This window comes from Halobellus ordinarius (genome assembly GCF_031823395.1).
In the GTDB taxonomy this organism is placed as follows: domain Archaea; phylum Halobacteriota; class Halobacteria; order Halobacteriales; family Haloferacaceae; genus Haloquadratum; species Haloquadratum ordinarius.
On sequence record NZ_JAVQKJ010000013.1, the window covers coordinates 41733 to 60837 of the forward strand.

12 protein-coding genes and 2 pseudogenes are annotated in these 19105 nt (G+C 61.8%); 10 read left to right on the top strand and 4 right to left on the bottom strand.

The window, feature by feature from the left end; genetic code table 11:
- Positions 1-50 precede the first annotated feature (50 nt).
- Positions 51-1271, bottom strand: coding sequence for an AI-2E family transporter (locus RJT48_RS17245; RefSeq protein ID WP_311173581.1), 1221 nt, complete (start codon positions 1269-1271; stop codon positions 51-53).
- Between the two features lie 302 nt (positions 1272-1573).
- Here RJT48_RS17245 and glmS point away from each other — a divergent pair, with 302 nt between their 5' ends.
- The 4 genes from glmS (at position 1574) to glmU (ending at position 8253) form a co-directional block, all read left to right on the top strand.
- Entirely contained in the window at positions 1574-3376 is a 1803-nt protein-coding gene (gene glmS, locus RJT48_RS17250) for a glutamine--fructose-6-phosphate transaminase (isomerizing) (protein ID WP_311173582.1), read from the top strand.
- A 576-nt stretch (positions 3377-3952) separates the two neighbouring features.
- Positions 3953-5344, top strand: coding sequence for an ATP-binding protein (locus tag RJT48_RS17255; protein WP_311173583.1), 1392 nt, complete (start codon positions 3953-3955; stop codon positions 5342-5344).
- A 244-nt stretch (positions 5345-5588) separates the two neighbouring features.
- On the top strand, positions 5589-6923 hold the full coding sequence (gene glmM, locus RJT48_RS17260) for a phosphoglucosamine mutase (protein WP_311173584.1): 1335 nt from the start codon (positions 5589-5591) through the stop codon (positions 6921-6923).
- 121 nt (positions 6924-7044) lie between these two features.
- A complete protein-coding gene (glmU, locus tag RJT48_RS17265) occupies positions 7045-8253 on the top strand; it encodes a bifunctional sugar-1-phosphate nucleotidylyltransferase/acetyltransferase (protein ID WP_311173585.1) in 1209 nt (402 codons plus the stop codon).
- A 65-nt stretch (positions 8254-8318) separates the two neighbouring features.
- On the opposite strand, the gene RJT48_RS17270 is transcribed toward glmU, so the two are convergent.
- Positions 8319-8612, bottom strand: coding sequence for a hypothetical protein (locus RJT48_RS17270; RefSeq protein ID WP_311173586.1), 294 nt, complete (start codon positions 8610-8612; stop codon positions 8319-8321).
- A gap of 217 nt (positions 8613-8829) precedes the next feature.
- On the opposite strand from RJT48_RS17270, the gene RJT48_RS17275 reads away from it, so the two are divergent.
- The 3 genes and pseudogenes from RJT48_RS17275 to RJT48_RS17285 form a co-directional block, all read left to right on the top strand.
- A complete protein-coding gene (locus tag RJT48_RS17275; RefSeq protein WP_311173587.1) occupies positions 8830-9849 on the top strand; it encodes a DHH family phosphoesterase in 1020 nt (339 codons plus the stop codon).
- 61 nt (positions 9850-9910) lie between these two features.
- Positions 9911-10618: a DUF2238 domain-containing protein gene (locus RJT48_RS17280; protein ID WP_311173588.1), complete on the top strand. Its 708-nt coding sequence runs from the start codon at positions 9911-9913 to the stop codon at positions 10616-10618.
- 65 nt (positions 10619-10683) lie between these two features.
- Positions 10684-10764 (top strand): annotated as a pseudogene (locus RJT48_RS17285) (IS6 family transposase); the annotation flags it as partial.
- 6 nt (positions 10765-10770) lie between these two features.
- Here RJT48_RS17285 and RJT48_RS17290 read toward each other — a convergent pair.
- Positions 10771-11091 (bottom strand): annotated as a pseudogene (locus tag RJT48_RS17290) (hypothetical protein).
- A 263-nt stretch (positions 11092-11354) separates the two neighbouring features.
- Positions 11355-13196 (bottom strand): bacterio-opsin activator domain-containing protein, encoded by a 1842-nt coding sequence (locus RJT48_RS17295; protein WP_311173589.1) that lies wholly within the window; start codon positions 13194-13196, stop codon positions 11355-11357.
- Positions 13197-13541: 345 nt separating this feature from the next.
- On the opposite strand from RJT48_RS17295, the gene RJT48_RS17300 reads away from it, so the two are divergent.
- Genes RJT48_RS17300 through RJT48_RS17310 form a run of 3 tightly spaced genes read left to right on the top strand, consistent with a single transcriptional unit; the run spans position 13542 to position 19103 of the window.
- Positions 13542-14573, top strand: coding sequence for a 4Fe-4S dicluster domain-containing protein (locus RJT48_RS17300; protein ID WP_311173590.1), 1032 nt, complete (start codon positions 13542-13544; stop codon positions 14571-14573).
- Positions 14574-14577: 4 nt separating this feature from the next.
- Positions 14578-15849 carry an NrfD/PsrC family molybdoenzyme membrane anchor subunit gene (gene nrfD, locus RJT48_RS17305; RefSeq protein WP_311173591.1) on the top strand — a complete coding sequence of 424 codons (1272 nt, stop codon included), beginning with the start codon at positions 14578-14580 and terminating at the stop codon, positions 15847-15849.
- Complete coding sequence (locus RJT48_RS17310; protein ID WP_311173593.1) at positions 15846-19103, top strand: molybdopterin-dependent oxidoreductase; 3258 nt, start codon at positions 15846-15848, stop codon at positions 19101-19103. Before nrfD ends, RJT48_RS17310 begins: the two co-directional genes overlap by 4 nt.
- The last annotated feature ends 2 nt before the right edge of the window (positions 19104-19105 follow it).

Consider the following 19105-nt stretch of genomic DNA (forward strand, 5'->3'; position numbering starts at 1 on the left):
TCTGCAACGACGTACCACCGGGCACGCAGCGGGACCGCGAGTGAACGGGTTCACGCCGAATCAGGCTCCTCGTCGGCCTGTCCAGGTTCGTCGGTCCCGGGCACACTATCAGGGTCACGAGCATCACCCTCGGCCGTCGCTGGATCTTTCTCTCGATCAAACTGATCGTCTGTCAGCGACGTCGACACCGTCTCCGCATTCGGTCCGAACAGATCTGGAATCACCACGCGTGCGAAGTCCGTGATAACGACGAGAAGCAGGGGTCCGAGAAAGAGCCCGTACCACCCGAACAGTAGCGGGCCAAAGATATATGCGAACATCACCGCACCGACGTGGAGGTTTCGCCCCGAGACGTACGGGCGGATCACCAAGTCCGGGATCGTGTCCACGACGACGAACGTGACGGCAAAGAAGACGAGCGGAAACCAGAGTAACCGCGGATCGGAGATTACTGCCAGGCCGGCGAGATAGAGTGCCACTGGAACGTAGACGATCTTCATTCCGACGACTGGAACGAGGCTTCCCGCTCCGGCGAGCAGACCGAGCAGGATCGGGACCGGAACTGGGACGTCCGGCGGCGCGATCGCACCAAGGAGCGAAAACACAATCGCGCCGACGGTCCCGATAAGCAGTGCGTTCAGAATATTCCCGAAGAAGACAGTCTTGAGGTCGGCATCCACCGCGCGTCCGTAGGTGACGAGCGTTTCGTCGGTGAAGTTTGCACGGATCCACCCGACCAGGCGGTCGCCGTCCCGAAGGAGGTAGAACGCGAGCGCCACCGCGACAAACAAGTGGAGGAGTCCGGTGAGAATGACTCCGAGGTACTCCGTCATCGCTGCGACGACATCCGTGAGGGTGTCTCGTAGACGCGATTCCGCCAGGAGTTGGTCAGGGTCTGATACCAGCGTCTGGAGCACCGTTTGGAGTTCCTCTATCAGACCGGCGAAGTCGGTGTATGGGCCCAGAAGCCCTTCGTAGCCGGACAGATCCAGTTCGGCGAGCGACCGGAATTCCCCCAGACCAAGCGCAGCCGTATACCAGAACAACAGGAAGACGGGCAGTACGAGCACAAACAGGGCCACCGCTGCCGCCAGGGTCGGCGGTCGGATCCGTCGCCGCAGGCGTACGTAGATTGGGCGGGTCGCGTAGTACAGAAACACGCCGAGAACGAACGTCCCGACGAACGAGTAGAGGACGAAAAGCAAGGCTCCCGCGAGGACGACGGCCAGCCCCATCCAGACGGTACGAGAGTGGTCACCTGATCCGACCATAGACTTCCGCTGGCGCGGTGCCGACGGCTGAAGAAAAATTCACTCGAACGGCCGTAGTTATGAAGTACTTAAGTGGCCGAAGCGGGAGGGAGCCGGGAAGAGTTGTCGGCTGATCTGTCGTTACCGCGCTGCTGCATAGACTCTCTGTATTGCCCGCAACCAGGGCAGGATCTGTCAGCTTCTGAGGAGTTCAACAGCGTCACAGCGTAGTAAATCCTATTTTCCGCCTCAGAAAGCATCGAATAGCGGAGCGGTACGCTCCACATTACTATTGGATTTATCTGACCAGTACCGGTAAGGCTATGTGTGGAATTGCCGGCTATATCGGTGGAGGTTCAGCAGGCGAGATTGTCCACCAGGGGCTCAAGAACCTCGAATACCGGGGGTACGACTCGGCAGGGATCGCGCTCACCGCAGAGTCGCTTGCGGTTCAGAAAACCGAGGGCGAAGTCGACGAACTGCCCGTGCCCTCACAGACGGACGTCGGCTGTGGGATCGGACACACCCGCTGGAGTACCCACGGGGAGCCGACCGAGACGAATGCCCATCCACATACGGACTGTACCGGCGAGGTTGCCGTCGTCCACAACGGGATCATCGAAAACTACGACGAACTCAAAGCCGAACTCCGGGAGCGGCACCTCTTCGAGAGCGAGACCGACACCGAAGTCATCCCGCATCTCATCGAAGACCACCTGGCGGACGGCGTCTCGCTTCTCACCGCCGTCCAGCGAACCACCGAGCAACTCGACGGGAGTTACGCGATCGCTGTCACCGCAACGGGTCACGAGGGCGTCGTCGTCGCCCGCCAGGACAGTCCGCTTCTCGTCGGCCACGCCGACAACGCGACGTTCATCGGCAGCGACGCGACGGCGTTTATCGAACACACGAATCGTGTCACGTATCTCCAGTCCGGCGACATCGCCCGACTGACGGCAGACGAAATCGAGATCTACAACGACGGCGAGCGCGTCGAACGCGACACGGAAACGCTCGATTGGGACGCCGACGCCGCCGGCAAGAGCGGGTACAACCACTATATGCTCAAGGAGATCCACGAGCAACCGCGCGCGCTCCGACAGGCGATCTCCGGACGGATCGACGAACTCGCGACGGGCGTCCAACTCGACGTCGAACTCGCCGACGAGTTCCTCCGGTCGATCACGGAGATCAAGATCATCGCCTGCGGGACCTCTTACCACGCCGGCCTCTACGCCAAGGAACTGCTGGAGACGTACACTGACGTCCGCGTCAGCGTCGACATCGCCAGCGAGTACCGGCGCACGGACGGCCAGAATCCCGACGAGACGCTCGCCCTCGCCATCACCCAGAGTGGCGAGACGGCGGATACGCTGTCGGCGCTTCGGGAAGCCACGCGGGCCGGCGTGCGCACGCTTGCGCTCACGAACACGCTGGGCAGTACTGTCACCAGAGAAGCCGACGATACAGTCTTCATCCGTGCCGGCCCCGAGATCGGCGTCGCCGCGACCAAAACGTTCGTCTCGCAGGTCGCGACCGCGACGTTGTTTACCGTGTACCTCGGCCAGCTTCGCGGTGTTCTCTCGACAGCGGAGACGAGCGCACTGCTTGAGGCGGCCCGTGATCTACCGGGTGCCGTCCAGCAGATCCTCGATCAGGAACCCAAGATCAAACAGACCGCCACGGAATACGCCGACAGCGGGGCGTTCTTCTACATCGGCCGGCACGCCGGCTATCCGGTGGCGCTCGAAAGCGCCCTCAAACTCAAGGAGATTTCGTACGATCACGCCGAGGGCTTCCCGGCCGGCGAACTCAAACACGGCCCGCTGGCGCTCGTGACCCCGGATACGCCGGTGATCGCGCTGCTCACGGAGGCCACGAATCCCGACAAGACGATCAACAACGTCAAAGAAGTCAACTCCCGCGGCGCTCCCGTCATCGGGGTATCGAGCGACCCGGCCCACGTCTCGGAGGTCGAAACGACGTTCGACGTGCCCGGGTGTGGGCCGCTCGAGCCCGTCGTCGCCAACGTCGCGCTGCAGCTCTTTGCCTATCACGTGGCCGACGAGAAAGACCGACCGATCGATAAGCCGCGGAATCTGGCGAAGAGTGTTACCGTCGAGTAGTGGACGCCGGAAGTCGACGGTGACATCGCGTTTGGCACTTCTACCGGCGGGACAAGGTGAGTGCCTCGGGGCTTGACCCCGAGGGTGAAACAGACACTATTATGACATAAGCCACCGTATCCTATAGCACAGTTGCGACGTGGGTTAAAGACCTTAATCCGAAGCAACTGCGCGCAGTTGCAGAGAAATGCGACACCTCTCAAAACCCACGCCGAAGGCGTGGTGCGACGGGTGTTGTCGGGCGAGGTGGAGTCGCCGACCCTCACGGACGCACCGGGCGTTCGGGTGTTAATTTCAACCGACCCGTTTCGGGGAGGCCGAGGGGAATTAAATTCGCCTGCGTCTGTCCGTCCGTTTCTGGACGACACAGACAAAACGGTGAAGCCTCGGGGCTTGTCCCCGAGGTACTTCACCCAGCGTCGAATACGCTCAACCCCAGGGATGCCAGCTCGTTCAGTCCGATCCCAGTCACATCCATACTGGAGCGCCGATCGGACGTGAGCCTGCCGTCGCGACGGGAGTGAACGAACTGTCAGTCACACTTATTATGCACACGATCATATTATCGTATGCATAATGGTTGACCGGGATGCGGAACTCGACTGGCTTCTCTCACACCTCTCTCGTGAGGAACGGCAACTTCTCGTTATGTACGGCCGGCGGCGCGTCGGGAAGACGACACTCGTGACGACGGCACTGGATGCAGTCGAAGCGGAGACCGTATATTATCTCTGTGACCAGCGGGGACCAAGAGTCAACGCGGAACGATTTGCAACGCACTGCGCCGACGTGCTCGACGATGTCCCGCCAGCTGTCGATGGATTTGTCGACGCGTTCCGGTACCTCACGAACCGCATCACGGGCCCGTGTGTCGTGGCGCTCGATGAGTTCTCGTATCTCGTCGATTCCGACGAGACGCTGCCGTCTGTGTTCCAGACGATCGTTGACGAGGTGCTGGCAGACACCGACATTTCACTTATTCTGCTTGGATCGTCGATCTCGATGATGGAAGAAGGTGTGTTGAGTTACGAAAGCCCGCTGTACGGACGTCGAACCGGGCAGTGGGAACTCCGTCCGTTGTCGTTTGCGGCGGCGCGAGCATTTGTCCCCGACTACAGCGTCGAAACACAGATCGAAACGTACAGTGTCCTCGGGGGGGTGCCAGCGTATCTGGAGCAGTTTGACTCAGAAGCATCGTTGCTGGCGAATATCGAGACACACATCCTCTCGAAAGGTGAGTTTCTATACGAAGAACCGGAGTTTCTGCTCCGACAGGAGCTCCGTGAGCCAGCGACGTATATGGCGATCCTCGAAGCGATCGCTGGCGGGGCGAGTCGGGTGACTGAGATCGCCAACGAAATCGGGCGGGACGCCAGCGGAATTTCTCGCTATCTCACGAACCTCGCGCAACTCGCACTCGTCGAGAAAGAAACACCTGTGACCAACCCGGATAGCCGTGGGATCTATCGGATCACAGATGACTTCCTCCGATTCTGGTTCCGATTCGTCATACCGAACCGTGGTGCGCTCGAACAGGGCCGCACGACCCCGGTGAGAGACTCCATCGCAGATGCGCTCGCAACCCACACGAGTCAGACCTTCGAGACGGTATGCCATCAAGCGACGCGAACACCGTCGTTCCCTGTGCCGTGCGATCGCGTCGGTCGCTGGTGGTACGACGGCGACGAAATTGATGTCGTCGGTCTCGACCCGCAGACAGAGACACTGCTACTCGGAGAGTGTAAGTGGACGACCACGCCTGTTGGGATCGACCTCTTAGACCAACTCGAAGCACTCACGCCGGACGTTCGATGGCACACGGGAAGCCGAACCACTGAATACGCGTTGTTTGCGCGCACTGGGTTCACTGATGAATTGATATCGCACACGGAGAACCGATCGGATGTATACCTGTTCACGCCGCAAACACTCGAACCGCTGTTCGAGTCCACACAGCACACGACTTGACCTCCTCTTCGGCGTGAACGCGGAGGAATCAGCAAGAGCGTGCAACTGCCGAGCAAGCGACCACGATGTTGGCGTAGGCAGAATGAATGCACGATCATAGCCCGAAGCTCGCCGGACGAGCCCACGGCTGCATCTACTGACGAGAGTCCACAACTGCGTGGTTTCGACCGCAAGGTATGCTATCTGTACACTCTGGAGGTACTGACACCCAACATTTTTTCTCCATCCACGAAACTCACAATCAATGTTCGGCACGAGCGGTATCCGCGGTCCCATCGGAGACGAAATCACCGCCCAAGTGGCCCTCCAGGTGGGTCGCGCACTCGCATCGACGGGCGCAGACGAGATCGTCGTCGGCCGAGACGTCCGCGAGAGCGGGCGGATGCTCCGGCGGGCACTGGTCGCCGGGATCACCGAATGCGGCAGCGACGTGGTCGACGTCGGCGTCGAGCCCACGCCGACGATCGCACGGTACGTCGGTGACGTCGACGCCGATGCCGGCGTCTCGATCACCGCCTCGCACAACCCACCCGAGGACAACGGGCTCAAACTGTGGTCGCCCAGCGGACAGGCGTTCGACACGGCGAAACGAGACACGATTACCCGGACGATCGACGCGGAGGCCTTCGCGTTCGCCGACTGGGACGAAATCGGGAGACAGACGACCGCAGACGATGCCGCCGGGCGACACGCAAGCGCACTGCAGGAGTCGCTCTCGGGGGGGTCCGGGTCGGAACCGGCGCGACGGGACCTGTCGGTCGTCGTCGATATCGGTAACGGGACCGGGCGGATCACCGCGGATGTCCTCGCTGCGGCCGGCTGTGACGTCGAGACACTCAACGGCCAGCCGGACGGGGGCTTCCCGGGACGGCCCAGCGAACCGACGCCAGAAAACTGTGCTTCGGCGTGTGCGCTCGTCGCCGCGACCGACGCCGACCTGGGGCTCGTCCACGACGGCGACGCTGATCGACTGCTCGCGATCGACGAGGACGGCCAGTTCGTCGGCGGCGACGCTCTGCTGGGACTCTTTGCGACGCAGGCGGCCGGCCCGGGTGATCGCGTTGCGGTGCCTGTCGATACGTCGCTGGCGGTCGCCGACGCACTCGCACACCAGGACGCCGACGTCGTCTACACACCTGTGGGGGACGTCTTCATCGCCGAACGTGCGACGGATCCGGACGTCGTCTTCGGCGGCGAACCGAGCGGCGCGTGGATCTGGCCCGACGAGACCCTGTGTCCCGACGGACCGTTTGCGGCCTGCCGTCTCGTGGAGATCGTCGCACAGGGAGGACCACTCTCGACGCTCGTTGCGGATCTTCCGCAGTATCCGATCCGGCGAGACGCAATAGAGACCCGGGCGAAGACAGCAGTGATGGAACGTGTGCGGGACCTCGCGACCGAGGAGTACGGCGAGGTACGAACGCTCGATGGGGTGCGGATCGACACCGATTCGGGGTGGTTCCTGCTCCGGGCCAGCGGGACTCAGCCACTCGTTCGCCTCACCGCCGAAGCACGTGACGGTGCCGACGCCGACGCGCTCTTCGAGGACGCACAGTCACTGCTCGAACGCGCCAGGTGACGCCCCGCGAGTGCCGGAATCGTCGTCTTGTCTCGGTGTGGGAGCAACCGATGGTCTGCCGTGGGGATTGTTATCATAGGCACCACAGTCACTATGCCCCAGTGCGCCATCGGAACACGATATGTACGGAGTCGTGCTCGCGGCGGGACAGGGAACGCGGATGCGACCGCTGACTGACGACCGCCCGAAACCGCTGTTGCCCGCTGCCGGCCGTCCGCTTTTGGAACACGTCTTCGATGCGTGCCTCGACGTTGTCGAGGAGTTCGTCGTCGTGATCGGCTACCGTGGGGCAGACGTCGAAGCGCACTTCGGCGAACGGTATCGGGACGTCCCGATCACCTACGTCACCCAAGACGACCCCGCGGGCACGGCCCACGCCATCGCGCAGGTTCGCCCCGTCGTCGACGACCGATTCATCGTTCTCAACGGCGACGTCCTCGTCGATGCCACACTGCCGAAGGCGTTAGCCGACACAGCGGGACACGCGATCGCGACGACGCCCGTCGAGAACCCACAGTCGTACGGTGTCGTGTCAGTTGGGGAGAACGGGACTCTGGCGGACATCGTCGAAAAGCCCGCAGAGCCGCCGACTAACCTCGCGAACGTCGGCTGTTATGCCTTCGACTCGTCCGTCTTCGAGTATATCGATCGGACCGAGCAAAGCGCCCGTGGCGAATACGAGATCACCGAGACGCTCGAATTACTCCTTGCTGACGGTCACGAGGTTTCGGTCGTCGAGTACGACGGCCACTGGCTGGACGTCGGCCGCCCCTGGGAGCTTTTGACGGCAAACGAACGCCTGCTCGGATCTATCGATCGTCGGATTCGCGGCGACGTCGCCGCGGATGCACAGCTCGAAGGAGCCGTCGTTATCGAGGCGGGCGCAACCGTCCGGGAGGGAGTCGTCATCGAAGGGCCGGCGATCGTGTCGTCAGGAGCCGAGATCGGACCGAACGCCTACATCCGGGGGAGCACAGCGCTCGGCCGGGACGCCCACGTCGGCCACGGCGTCGAGGTGAAAAATTCGATCCTGATGGCCGATGCCGCAGTACCACATCTGTCCTACGTCGGCGACTCGGTTCTCGGTCGTGACGTCAACCTGGGGGCGGGGACGAACGTCGCGAACCTCCGGCACGACGACGAGTCGATCCGGATGACAGTGAAGGGAGAACGGGTCGATACTGGCCGGCGCAAGCTCGGTGTCGTCCTCGGCGACGGCGTCAAAACGGGGATCAATACCTCACTCAACCCGGGCGTGAAAGTGGGGAGTGACGTAACGATCGATCCCGGGGCAGTCGTCCGCAAAGATCGGATGGCTTCCAGTCAGTGACGGCACAGTGAGATATTCTGTACCGATTGTGATCGATACAGGGCAAGAAGCGTACAGTTGCGAAACTACAACCAGTCCGATGGCAACTCGTCTTCGTGCTCGTCGAGAAGTTCGAGCAGTGGTCTGATCTCATCGAATTTCGGCCCTTTGATAACTTCGCGGCTTTCTTCCTTCCACTCGATAAACCCGTGATCAACCAACTTCGGTAAGTGGACGTGCCGCATCGTTATGAGACGTTCAACGGCATCGGCTTCCTCATCAGACTCGGCGAGAACAACTGGTGAATCATCCTGTGGATTATGCGCTAACAGGGCAATCAGCAACTTGCGTCGCTGAACGTTTGCTAACGCATCTACCATATCATCAAAAGAACTGGTCCGCCCTAACTGTTTCACAACTATACATCGGTAGGGGACAGAGATAATACACCGTTTTCTTTATCCCATATATATATTTGATTAATCGAGTAACAAGCAGTCTTCAGCGACTGGCTGTTTCATATTGGATTGTGTCAGAAAATAGGATTTCAATAGGGTTCCCTGTATTGTAACTGTATAGAGCTCGTAGATTCGGAAAATGAGCCAGCCACAACAACTCCCTGAGATTCTCGAGGAGGGCAGCGAAATCAACATCGTCTGTCACAATAACCCCGATCCGGATTGCCTCGCGAGCGCACTCGCATTGGGTCGGATCGCAGCTGCGGCTGGCATCGACGAACAGCGGATCCTCTACAGCGGCGATATCTCTCACCAGCAGAACCGGGCGTTCGTCAATCTCCTCGATATCGACCTCAAACCGTTCGATCCCACTACCGTCCAAAACCGTAAACCGGATTCGTTACTCGCATTCGTCGATCATTCCATTCCGGGCGAGAACAACACGGTTCCCCCGGACACAGCTGTCGATATCGTGATCGACCATCATCCTGCCGAGGATATTGACGCTCGGTTCGTCGATCATCGCGAGGAACTTGGCGCAGCGGCGACGATTCTTACGGAGTACGTGCGCATACTTGATATCGAGCTGGATTCGGATCTTGCGACAGCACTCTTGTTTGCCATCCGGTCGGATACCCTCGACTTTCTCCGCGGAGCGGCACAGGAGGAATATGATGCGGCCGGATATCTTCACGAGAAAGCGGATCAGGAGATGCTCCGACAGCTATCGACGCCGTCAGTGTCCGGCGGAACCCTCGATGCGATCTCGACCGCTATCGACAATCGAAACATCACCCAAGCGGTACTCATCTCCCACGTCGGCCGGACGACCGAACGGGATGCGCTCCCCCAGGCTGTCGATTATCTTGTGAGATTGGAGGGCGTTCAGACCGCTATCGTGTTTGGCCTCGTCGACGACACGATTCACATTAGTGCTCGATCACCAGATGCACGCGTGAACGCGGGGTCGATACTGAAAAAGGCGTTCGAAGATGTGGGGAGTGGTGGTGGTCACCACGACGTTGCGGGTGGTGAAATCCCGCTCGGTATCTTTGCTGACTACACATCTGACGACACCCAGTTGCTCGATATCGTCGAGCAGGTCATTACCGCACGCCTCGTTGCGGAACTCAACCTGCCCGACGAGAAAGGGGAGTAAGCCAACTGCGAGGATCCTGCAAGCACCTGACTCACGATACTAAACTCCTGACCGCCATCGTATGACGAACGTTCTGCAAACTGTGTTCTTCGTTTTCGTCGCAGGGATCGTCGGAACGGTCTTGATCGGAGTGCAATCTCGGAACCTCCAGGCGGTCGTGAACGGGATTGCGTCCATCGTCGCAACTGCGCTGCCGGCTCTCGGTGAACTTGTGATCACCCACAGAATCGGGGCAGACGTCACGTTCGGCCCCGAACTCTCCGTGTGGCTCGCTGTGGCGGGGTTTCTTCATATGCTGGGGATGCTCGGATGGTACGAAACCGTTTCGTGGTGGGACCATCTCACACACACCGTCTCCGCTTCTCTCCTTGCGGCACTTGTCTACGCGAGCCTCCAGATCCCGTCCGCACTCGGATCGCAGGTCACGGATGCCTACGCAGCCATATTCACCGTCCTGTTCACGCTCGGCGCTGGTGTCTTCTGGGAACTCGTGGAACTCGCCGCCCGCGAAATCGGTGAGTACATCGACAGACCGCCAGTCCTCGAGTACTACGGACTCCGCGATACGGTTCTCGATATGGTATTCAACGGGATCGGCGCCATCGTCGTCGTCGCGTTCGACGTTCGGATATTCGTATCGGTCACAGAGCAGATCCCGCAGATCAGTGGAACGGTCGTCATCGGGAGTACTATCCTGCTTTTCGTCGGCACACTCGTTCTCGGACTCGTGCTTGAAACGGTCCGCAACACCGAAGCCGAGACTGGATGACGGTTTCGCAATCCGACGCTGTTGAAGTTCTCTCGGGAGAAGATCCGGAAACACAGCTCGCCACGCGAGGTTTTCGAGGGTGCAAGCGCCGTCTTTCCTCGTTCGCAAACTGCTTCACCCACGTCGAACCTGAAACCGCAGAAAATTGCGATTCAGGCCCATTCCACCGGGGTTACGGGTCCTCCATACTTCGAGGTTACCTTCTCACCTGCTCGCCACTGCCAGTAGTAGCGATTGTCGTTGATCCTCCCTGATCGTGGCCTTCGACGGGACGTCGTTCGGGAGGTCGTCAGGGCGGTCGTCGATCTCGTCTACGTCGGATAAGTCTTCGAGACGGGCCTCGCGAGCTCTGTGTTCCGTTACTCTTCAGCGTCGCGGGCACCGTGGTGAAGCTGCTCTGACGAGTACCCGTCGAGCGTATCGACGATGTCTGTCGGGAGCCCCGCTGGCGGTGTCGGTGGCGCGTAGGATATCAGCTGTCGCCTCGTATTAACCAACATTTCGGCCAACGGCACAGTTTTGTTGGTTAATCAGATATCGGCTCTGCTCGCTTCTGCGGGCAACGAGTTTCAACCACAGTAACCCGCAGACAGCAGATTCGTGGCTTCATAATGATTACTCTCGTCTCTTACCGCCGAGCGCCGCCACCGGGGGTGGCGCTCGGCGGTAAAAAGTGAGAGTAATCATTATCACGCCCTCGCTTTTCGGCACAACTCACGCCAAACGCAACGCGACTCTACTGATTGGCTACTGTCCCATCGAACAGTGCGGCGAAAAGTTTCTTTTCGGCTGCCCGAAGGTGCTGGGTGAACGTCGTCTGTGTGATGTCCATCATCGACGCGACTTCCTCCCCGCTGTGCTCGCGGGGCCAATCGAAGAATCCGGAAAAGTACGCTGTTCGTGCTGCCTCCCGTTGTCGCTCTGTCAGCGCGGCTGTCAGCTGTTTTCGGAAGACTGCTTCAGTCTGTATGTCCTGCTCTCGCTCTCGTTGTGCGATCAGCGTCAACCCATCGTAGGTCGTCCGAAGCGCGTTGACGACGCTTCGAATATCGTTCGAGCTGGCCACCTGTGCGACCAGTCGTCCGGTGGTTCCAGTAATCGAAAACGACTCGATGCTTGCCCCGTACTGCGCTAACGTTTTGACGACCGACCGTTCGTTGATCGACAGCTGGAACAGCGCCTGCTCCTCGTGCGTATAAACGTGCTCTATGGTGTCGATAAAGTCGGCTTCGGCCGCATACTCGATGACGACCTCCGGATCGGGTCCGGTGACGGTAACGTACTGGACCTGCTCCTCGTCGCCGTCATCGACGACGTGCTCGAGTGTGACCGTACAATCGAGCTGTGCTGCCATATTCGCCAACGGCTCGTCGATCCCTGTCAACCGGAATTCTAATTCGGTGACGCTGTTGGAAATGAGCGTCTGCTTGCTCTCGACAGCGCTGATGGCGTCTGCGATCGTTTGACCGAGTTCGACGAAAACATCCCGCTCGATCAGGTCGAACGCGTTCGGGTTGCTAGTCACTACCCCGAGGACGCCATACTCCGCATCCTGATAGGCGAGCGGAACGACGACGCACCGTTTTTTGCCGACTGTCTGCAATCGGTCGTCCTCGACGTCGGTAAACACAGGGTCCTGTCCCTCTAGTGCCTGCTCGACCGGTGTCGGATCGGTGTTACACATCGCTTCGATATGATTCTCGAGCGATCCGAGGTCGCTGCCGGCCCAAGAGTGCGGGCTAACTGTGCCGTCGACGAGTCCTCGACTACCGATCCAGGCCACATCGAAGAGATCCGACGAGGCGAACTGCTCACAGACGGTGGCCTCGATCTCGTCGCGTGTCGACGCAGCGACGAGTTCGCGGTTGATATCGCGGAGCACTTCGTTTGTATTGTTCAGTACCGTTAAGCGCCCGTTCTGATCCTCGATGCGCATTTCGCGTTCCTTTCGTTCGGTGATGTCGCGCTCGATCGCGACGTAGCGATTCACGTCCCCGTCCTCGGTGATCGGGGCGATCGTCGCGTCTATCCACAGTAGCTCACCTGATTTCCGGCGATTCGTCAGTTCGCCTTCCCAGACCGATCCTGACGTGATTTGGCCCCACAGCTCTGCGTAGAAGTCGTCGCCGTGTTTCCCGGACTGCCAGAGCCGAGGAGTCTCTCCGATCACCTCCTCTCGGTCGTACCCGGTGACCGACTCGACTGCCGGGTTGGCGTACTCGATAGTCCCGTCGGAATCGGTGAGAAAGATCGCGTGCCCGGCGTGTTCGATGGCCTTCTGAAAGCTCCGGAGGCGCTCGTTTACTGCCCGAAGCTCCGTCTTGAGGGCGTTTTCTTCGGTGACGTACTCGGAGAGATAGTACACTGTCAACAAAGTCAGCACGCTCACGACGAGGCCGGGAAGCTCTTCGAGCCCGGTGCTCGCCGTCTGTACGGTGAGCAGTTGCCGAAGCGTCATAAAGGAAAACAGCAGCGTCAGGAAGCCGAACCGGCGGTCGCGGGTGCGAGCGAGGAGCAGAATCGAATAGCCGACGCCGAGGAGCCGCAGTCCGATCGAGAGGGCGATAATCGTGTTCATACGTTTCGCGTCTGCCTCCGACAGCGATGGGACCCTCGGCCGCGGAGCGTTCGTCCGCTTCGACTCGACCAATTCATACTCGGAGGTAACTGGTCTCTCCGAATAACCCCTGTGGTCGGCGCTTCGCTCGAGACGCGGCCCGGTTTGTCCCCGATCGCCCCCGACCCAAACAGTATTGGTACCCTCGATATGGGGTGTCTCTCCGGAGCCGGGCCGACTCAGACTATATTGGTATCACCCTCTCCACGGGCGGCAACGTACGAATACGTGTATGAAATCCAAGACTGACCGGCTGACGCAGGAGCAACTGCTCGTCGGCAGGACGACCGGCAACGGGTGGTCGCGATGAGCACCGCAGACGACGACACGCTCCCCGGTATCCCGAACGTCGGGAAGGCCGACCTCGACGCGATGGTCGAGAAGGAGCGACCCGATCCGCGAGAGGAACTCGCAGACGTCGAGGCGGACACGGATCTCGGCGTCGCGATGGCCGAGGACGCACAGCGCGTCGCACGCGGTGAACTCTCCGGCGACGAGTACTGGGAAAAGTACGACGAAGCCGCGGCTGCCGAGTTCGGCGAGGCGTATCAGGAGACGCCGAACCCCGCGGTCGACGCCGGCGACCAGACTGTCTCGACGGAGACGGCCGAATCGTTGAGCTGTGCCGTCGGATCGATGGACACCGTTGCGACGGAGTCGACGCAGGTCGAAGGAGACGGACCCGACGGTGGGATCGGCGCGGGCGACGAGAAGTGGGGGATGGTAATCGACCTCCAGAAGTGCGTCGGCTGTGACTCGTGTACGGTCGCGTGTAAGTCCGAAAACCGGACACCGCCCGGCGTTTCCTACAACGTCGTGATGGAAGAGGAACACGGCGAGTTCCCGAACGTCACCCGGACGAACGTGCCACGACCGTGTATGCAGTGCGATAACCCGCCGTGCGTGCAGGTGTGTCCGGTCTCGGCGACGTACAAGATGGACGACGGCGTGGTCAACATCGACTACGACCGGTGTATCGGCTGCCGGTACTGCAACATCGCCTGTCCGTACGGGGCGCGGTACTTCGACTTCGGCGAGAACTACGACGACGAGGTCGACGAGGCCGGCGAACTGACAAGCCCCGAGTACGGAGTCGACCGGGGACCGCGCGAAGAGGGAAAATCGCCGATCGGCAACATCCGCAAGTGCAGTTTCTGTACGCACCGCCTGGAGCGCGGCGAAGAGCCGGCGTGCGTCGAGACCTGTATCGGCGACGCCCGAAATATGGGCGATCTCGAGAACCCCGACAGCGACGTGGCACAGATGGCCGACTCCTCACGCGCGTTCCAACTGAAAGAAGACGAGGGGACCGACCCCAACGTCTACTACCTCAAATAAGACAATGGCAACACAGAGTTCACGCTTCGAGTTCGATCCGGGATTCGAAGACGACCGGCTTCGGATCGTCTGGTACGCGATCATCGGCGTCCTCGTCGCTGTCGGCGCGTACGCGACGTACCTGCGGCTCACGGGGGGAATGGCGAGTACCAACCTCACGAGCATCGTCCCGTGGGGCGCGTGGGTCGCCTTCTACATCTACTTCGTCGGCCTCTCCGCCGGCGCGTTCCTCGTGAGCACGATGGCCAACGTCTTCGAGGTCGAAGGGATGCACAGGATCGACCGCGACGCGCTGTTTGCGGCCATCATCAGTATGGCGGTGGCGCTTTTGTTCGTCTGGATCGACCTCGGACGGATGGACCGGATGTACTTCCCGTTCCTCTGGCGCCAACTGACTTCCGCGCTTTCGTGGGAAGTGCACGCCTACGTGGCCTACATCGGGATTCTGGTCACGGAGCTGTATTTCTCGATGCGGATCGACCTCGCGCGGGTCGCGCAGCGCGCCTCGGGGCTTCGACAGGCGTTCTACGCGGCGCTCGCGCTCGGCCGGCTGGACACGAGCGAGGGGTCTCAGTCGTTCGATCAGCGCTGGCTCAAGCGGGCCGGTATCGTCGGGATCCCGCTGGCGATCTTCTTGGTCCACGGCGGGACCGGCGTGCTGTTCGCCGTCTCGAAGGCCCGTCCGTACTGGAACAGCGGGCTGTTTCCGGTGATCTTCGTCATCTCGGCGCTGCTCAGCGGGACCGCCCTCGTGATGGTGATCTACGTGCTTCGGACCCGGCTGTTCGACGGCGACTCGGTCGACCCGGACTTGCTCGACCGCCTCGCACAGCTTTTGATCGGCTTCATCATCGTCGACGCCGCCCTGACCGCCATCGAGACGTTCATCGCGATCGCCAGCCTCCACCCCCACGAGATCGAGACCTGGCAGGTCATTATGTACGGCCCGATGTCGTGGTCGTTCTGGTGGTTTATGATCGGATTCAGCTGGGTGTTCCCGATGGTATTGCTGACCAAGAAGTCCTGGCGGCGCACGCCGTCGATGATGGTGCTTGCCGGACTGAGCGTCGTCATCGGGATCGTCGCGGTGCGGTTCAATATCGTCGTTCCGGCACAGATTATGCCGGTGATGGAGGGGCTCCCCCACGGATCGTACTTCCCGACGCTGGTCGAGTGGGGGACGAGTGTCGGGATGATAGGCGTCGGACTGCTGTTGTACACGCTCGGTGCGGAGACGCTGCCGTTGACGCCGCTGAGCGGAGGTGACCACGAATGAGTACTGACGGTTCAGGCGAGGACGGCGCAGGCGTATCGCGTCGTGACTTCGTCAAGGCGGTCGGAAGTATCGGAATCATCGCGGCGGCCAGCAACGCCGCGGTCGACGTGGACGTCGACGACCTGTGGACAGACGACGAGTTCCACTACGTCGGAGACGACTACGGCGAGTACGGCGCGAGCGACGTGATACACACCACCTGCGGACAGTGTAACACCTTCTGTCCGATCAAGGTCCAGCTCGCGGACGGGAGCGGTACCGGCGAGTACAGCTCGCTCGTCCGGAAGCTCGCCGGGAACCCGTACTCGTTCCTCAACACGCAGCCGTTCTCGCAGGTGCCCTACGAGAGCGATCCGGCGGACGTGGCGATGGGCGACATCGAGGGGAGCGGCGACGTCGACACCGACCGCTGGTCGCTCTCGGGCGGGCGAATCTGTCTGAAGGGCCAGGCGGGCATCCAGACGGCCTTCGACAGCTACCGTGTCCGCCAGCCGATGAAACGGGTCGGTCCGCGCGGGTCGGGCGAGTGGAAGACCGTCTCGTGGGACCAGGTGATTCGAGACATCGTCGAGGGCGACGACGACCTCGGCCACCCTGGACTCAGAGACATCTGGGGATACGCCCCACAGGAGGCGGTGATGAGCGACTGGGAGGCCGTCCAGAGCGGCGAACTGTCCAAGTCTGACTTCGACGAGAAGTACGCGGACGACCTCATCGACACCGACCACCCCGATCTGGGGCCGAAGTCCAACCAGATCGTCGACGTCGGCGGCTTCCGCCGCAACTTCATCCGGAACCGGCTCTGGCACCAGGGGCTGGGGTCGATAAACAGCATCCACCACGCCGGGACCTGCGGCGTTTCGAGCGTGATGGGCAACGTCCGTTCGCACGCTGCAAAGAAGAAGCGGCAGTACCCCGACATCGAGAACTGCGAGTACCTCATCGCGTGGGGGACCAATCCGATGGTCGCCAACAAGGGTCCGACGTGGCTCGCGCCGAAGCTGACGAACGCTATCGAGGACGGGATGCGGATGGACGTCGTCGATCCGCGCCTGTCGAAGACCGCCGAAAAGGCCGACACGTGGGTGCCTGTCGAACCCGGTGCGGACGGGGCGCTCGCACTCGGGATGGCGCGGTGGATCATCGAGAACGACCGCCACGATCTGACCTACCTCCAGAACCCCTCGCAGTCGGCCGCGAGCGACGACGACGAACCCACGTGGAGCGACGCGACGCACCTCGTGCTCGTCGACGAGTCGGCGGGACCGAAGGCGCGCGCCGCCGACCTCGGGCTCGTTTCGGAGGACGCCGAGGCCGCCGACGACTTCGTCGCTGTCGATGCGGCCACAGGCGAACCACGGGCCGCAAGCGAGGTCGACACGGCCGTTCTCGACGTCGACGTGACCGTCGACGGGATGGCGGTTCGGAGCGTCTGGAGCCAGTACCGCGAGCGCGTCTTCGAACACACCGTCGAGGAGTACGCCGAGATGGCCGGCGTGCCGGCCGACCAGATCGCCGAGATCGCCGACGAGTTCACCAGCCACGGGAAACGCGCGGCGATTATGGCCTACCGCGGCCCGGCGAAACACACCAACGGCTTCTACAACACGCGGGCGATCGCCACCCTCCAGCATCTCATCGGGAACTACGACTGGAAGGGCGGCCAGATCACGCCCTACGCGGGCTACGACACGATGTCCGGCCGGTACGAACTTGGCTCGGTCCCGGACGGGCACGCGCCGTGGGGGATCCCCCTGCTCCGCGGCGGCGTCAACTACGAGGACACCTCGCTGTTCGACCGCGACGACGGCTACCCGGCGAAGCGGCCGTGGTTCCCCGTCGCGCCGCCGCAGGCGACCCAGGAGCTCTACGGGAGCGCCGCTGCCGAGTACCCGTACGGCGTCGAGGCGCTGTTCATCCGGCCGTACTCGAACAACCACGTCATGGCGGTCGCCGGCGGCGACGAGATCCCGGCGGTCCTCAAAGACACTGAGACGATCCCGCTGATCGTCGCCTCGGACACGGTCATCGGCGATACGAGCCAGTACGCCGACTACATCCTGCCCGAGCCGACCTACCTCGAACGCTGGGAGAACTTCGGGACATACCCGAACAAGCGGCTGGCCGACGAGAAGATCAGCCAGCCGGCCGTCTCCGTCGTCCCCGACGCGCGTCCGTTCGAGGACGTGCTCGTCGAGTTGTGGTCGGAGCTGGATCTCCCCGGCGTCGGTGCGGACGCCATCCCCGACGCGGACGGCGACCTGTGGCCCCTCGAACAGGCCGAGGACTTCTACCTGAAGCTCGCGGCCAACATCGCGTACGGCCGGGATCCGGTCGCAGACGCGACTGAAGACGAGCTTCGGGTGTTCCGGGAGAGCCACGAGAGCGGGCTCGGCGATCAGTTCGACCTCGAGCGCTGGCGGGCGGCCGTCACCGACGAGGAATGGCGGAAGGTCGTCACGGTGTTGAACCGAGGCGGCCGCTTCGAGGAGCCGACCGACGGCTACGAGGAGGCGTTCGCCGAGCACGGTCACGGGTACGACTACGCCGAGCGCGCGGACGACTCGAACGCCTACGACGGCGAGCATATGCGGTACAAGCTCGAGTCGCGGGTCGACTTCTACAGCGAAGTCGTCCCGAAGGGGAAACACTCCTTCACCGGCGAGCGGTTCGACCCGCTCCCGAGGGTCGACGACGTCGAGCACTACGACGGGACCGTGCAGGCCGCGGTGAGCGGCGACGACAACCGGGAGCGCCCGCTCCGGCTGATCAACTGGAAGCCCCGGACGCAGGGGATGCACCGCACCCAGAACAGCCCGTGGCTCCGCGAGACGCGCCCGGAGAACCCCGTGTGGATCAACCCCCGCGACGCCGACGAGCGCGGCATCGAGAACGGCGACGACATCGTCCTCGATGCAGGCCGCAAGACCGTCGACGCGGTCGCGATGGTCACGAGCGGAATCCGTCCCGGCGTCGTCGGCGCGATGTGGGGATGGGGCCGAACGGGTGGCGGTGCGACGGCCGAGACGATCGACGGCGAGACGCGGCCGGCGGTCGAGGCCGACGGGCACAGCGACTACCAGTTCGACGAGCCGATGACCGAGGAGGCCGGGTACGCGAAGGGACGCGACGCCGGCTTTGCGATCAATCACGTCCAGCCGTTGGATGCGGAGCTCGGCGACACCGGCCTCTCGGACCTCGTTGGTGGGAGCAACGCGCAGTACGACGCCTTCGTCGACGTGGAGGGGAGGTGATC

Coding starts and splice junctions, on each gene's coding strand:
- RJT48_RS17245 (WP_311173581.1), bottom strand. CDS start 1,271: ATGGTCGGATCAGGTGACCACTCTCGTACCGTCTGGATGGGGCTGGCC.
- glmS (WP_311173582.1), top strand. CDS start 1,574: ATGTGTGGAATTGCCGGCTATATCGGTGGAGGTTCAGCAGGCGAGATT.
- RJT48_RS17255 (WP_311173583.1), top strand. CDS start 3,953: ATGGTTGACCGGGATGCGGAACTCGACTGGCTTCTCTCACACCTCTCT.
- glmM (WP_311173584.1), top strand. CDS start 5,589: ATGTTCGGCACGAGCGGTATCCGCGGTCCCATCGGAGACGAAATCACC.
- glmU (WP_311173585.1), top strand. CDS start 7,045: ATGTACGGAGTCGTGCTCGCGGCGGGACAGGGAACGCGGATGCGACCG.
- RJT48_RS17270 (WP_311173586.1), bottom strand. CDS start 8,612: ATGGTAGATGCGTTAGCAAACGTTCAGCGACGCAAGTTGCTGATTGCC.
- RJT48_RS17275 (WP_311173587.1), top strand. CDS start 8,830: ATGAGCCAGCCACAACAACTCCCTGAGATTCTCGAGGAGGGCAGCGAA.
- RJT48_RS17280 (WP_311173588.1), top strand. CDS start 9,911: ATGACGAACGTTCTGCAAACTGTGTTCTTCGTTTTCGTCGCAGGGATC.
- RJT48_RS17295 (WP_311173589.1), bottom strand. CDS start 13,196: ATGAACACGATTATCGCCCTCTCGATCGGACTGCGGCTCCTCGGCGTC.
- RJT48_RS17300 (WP_311173590.1), top strand. CDS start 13,542: ATGAGCACCGCAGACGACGACACGCTCCCCGGTATCCCGAACGTCGGG.
- nrfD (WP_311173591.1), top strand. CDS start 14,578: ATGGCAACACAGAGTTCACGCTTCGAGTTCGATCCGGGATTCGAAGAC.
- RJT48_RS17310 (WP_311173593.1), top strand. CDS start 15,846: ATGAGTACTGACGGTTCAGGCGAGGACGGCGCAGGCGTATCGCGTCGT.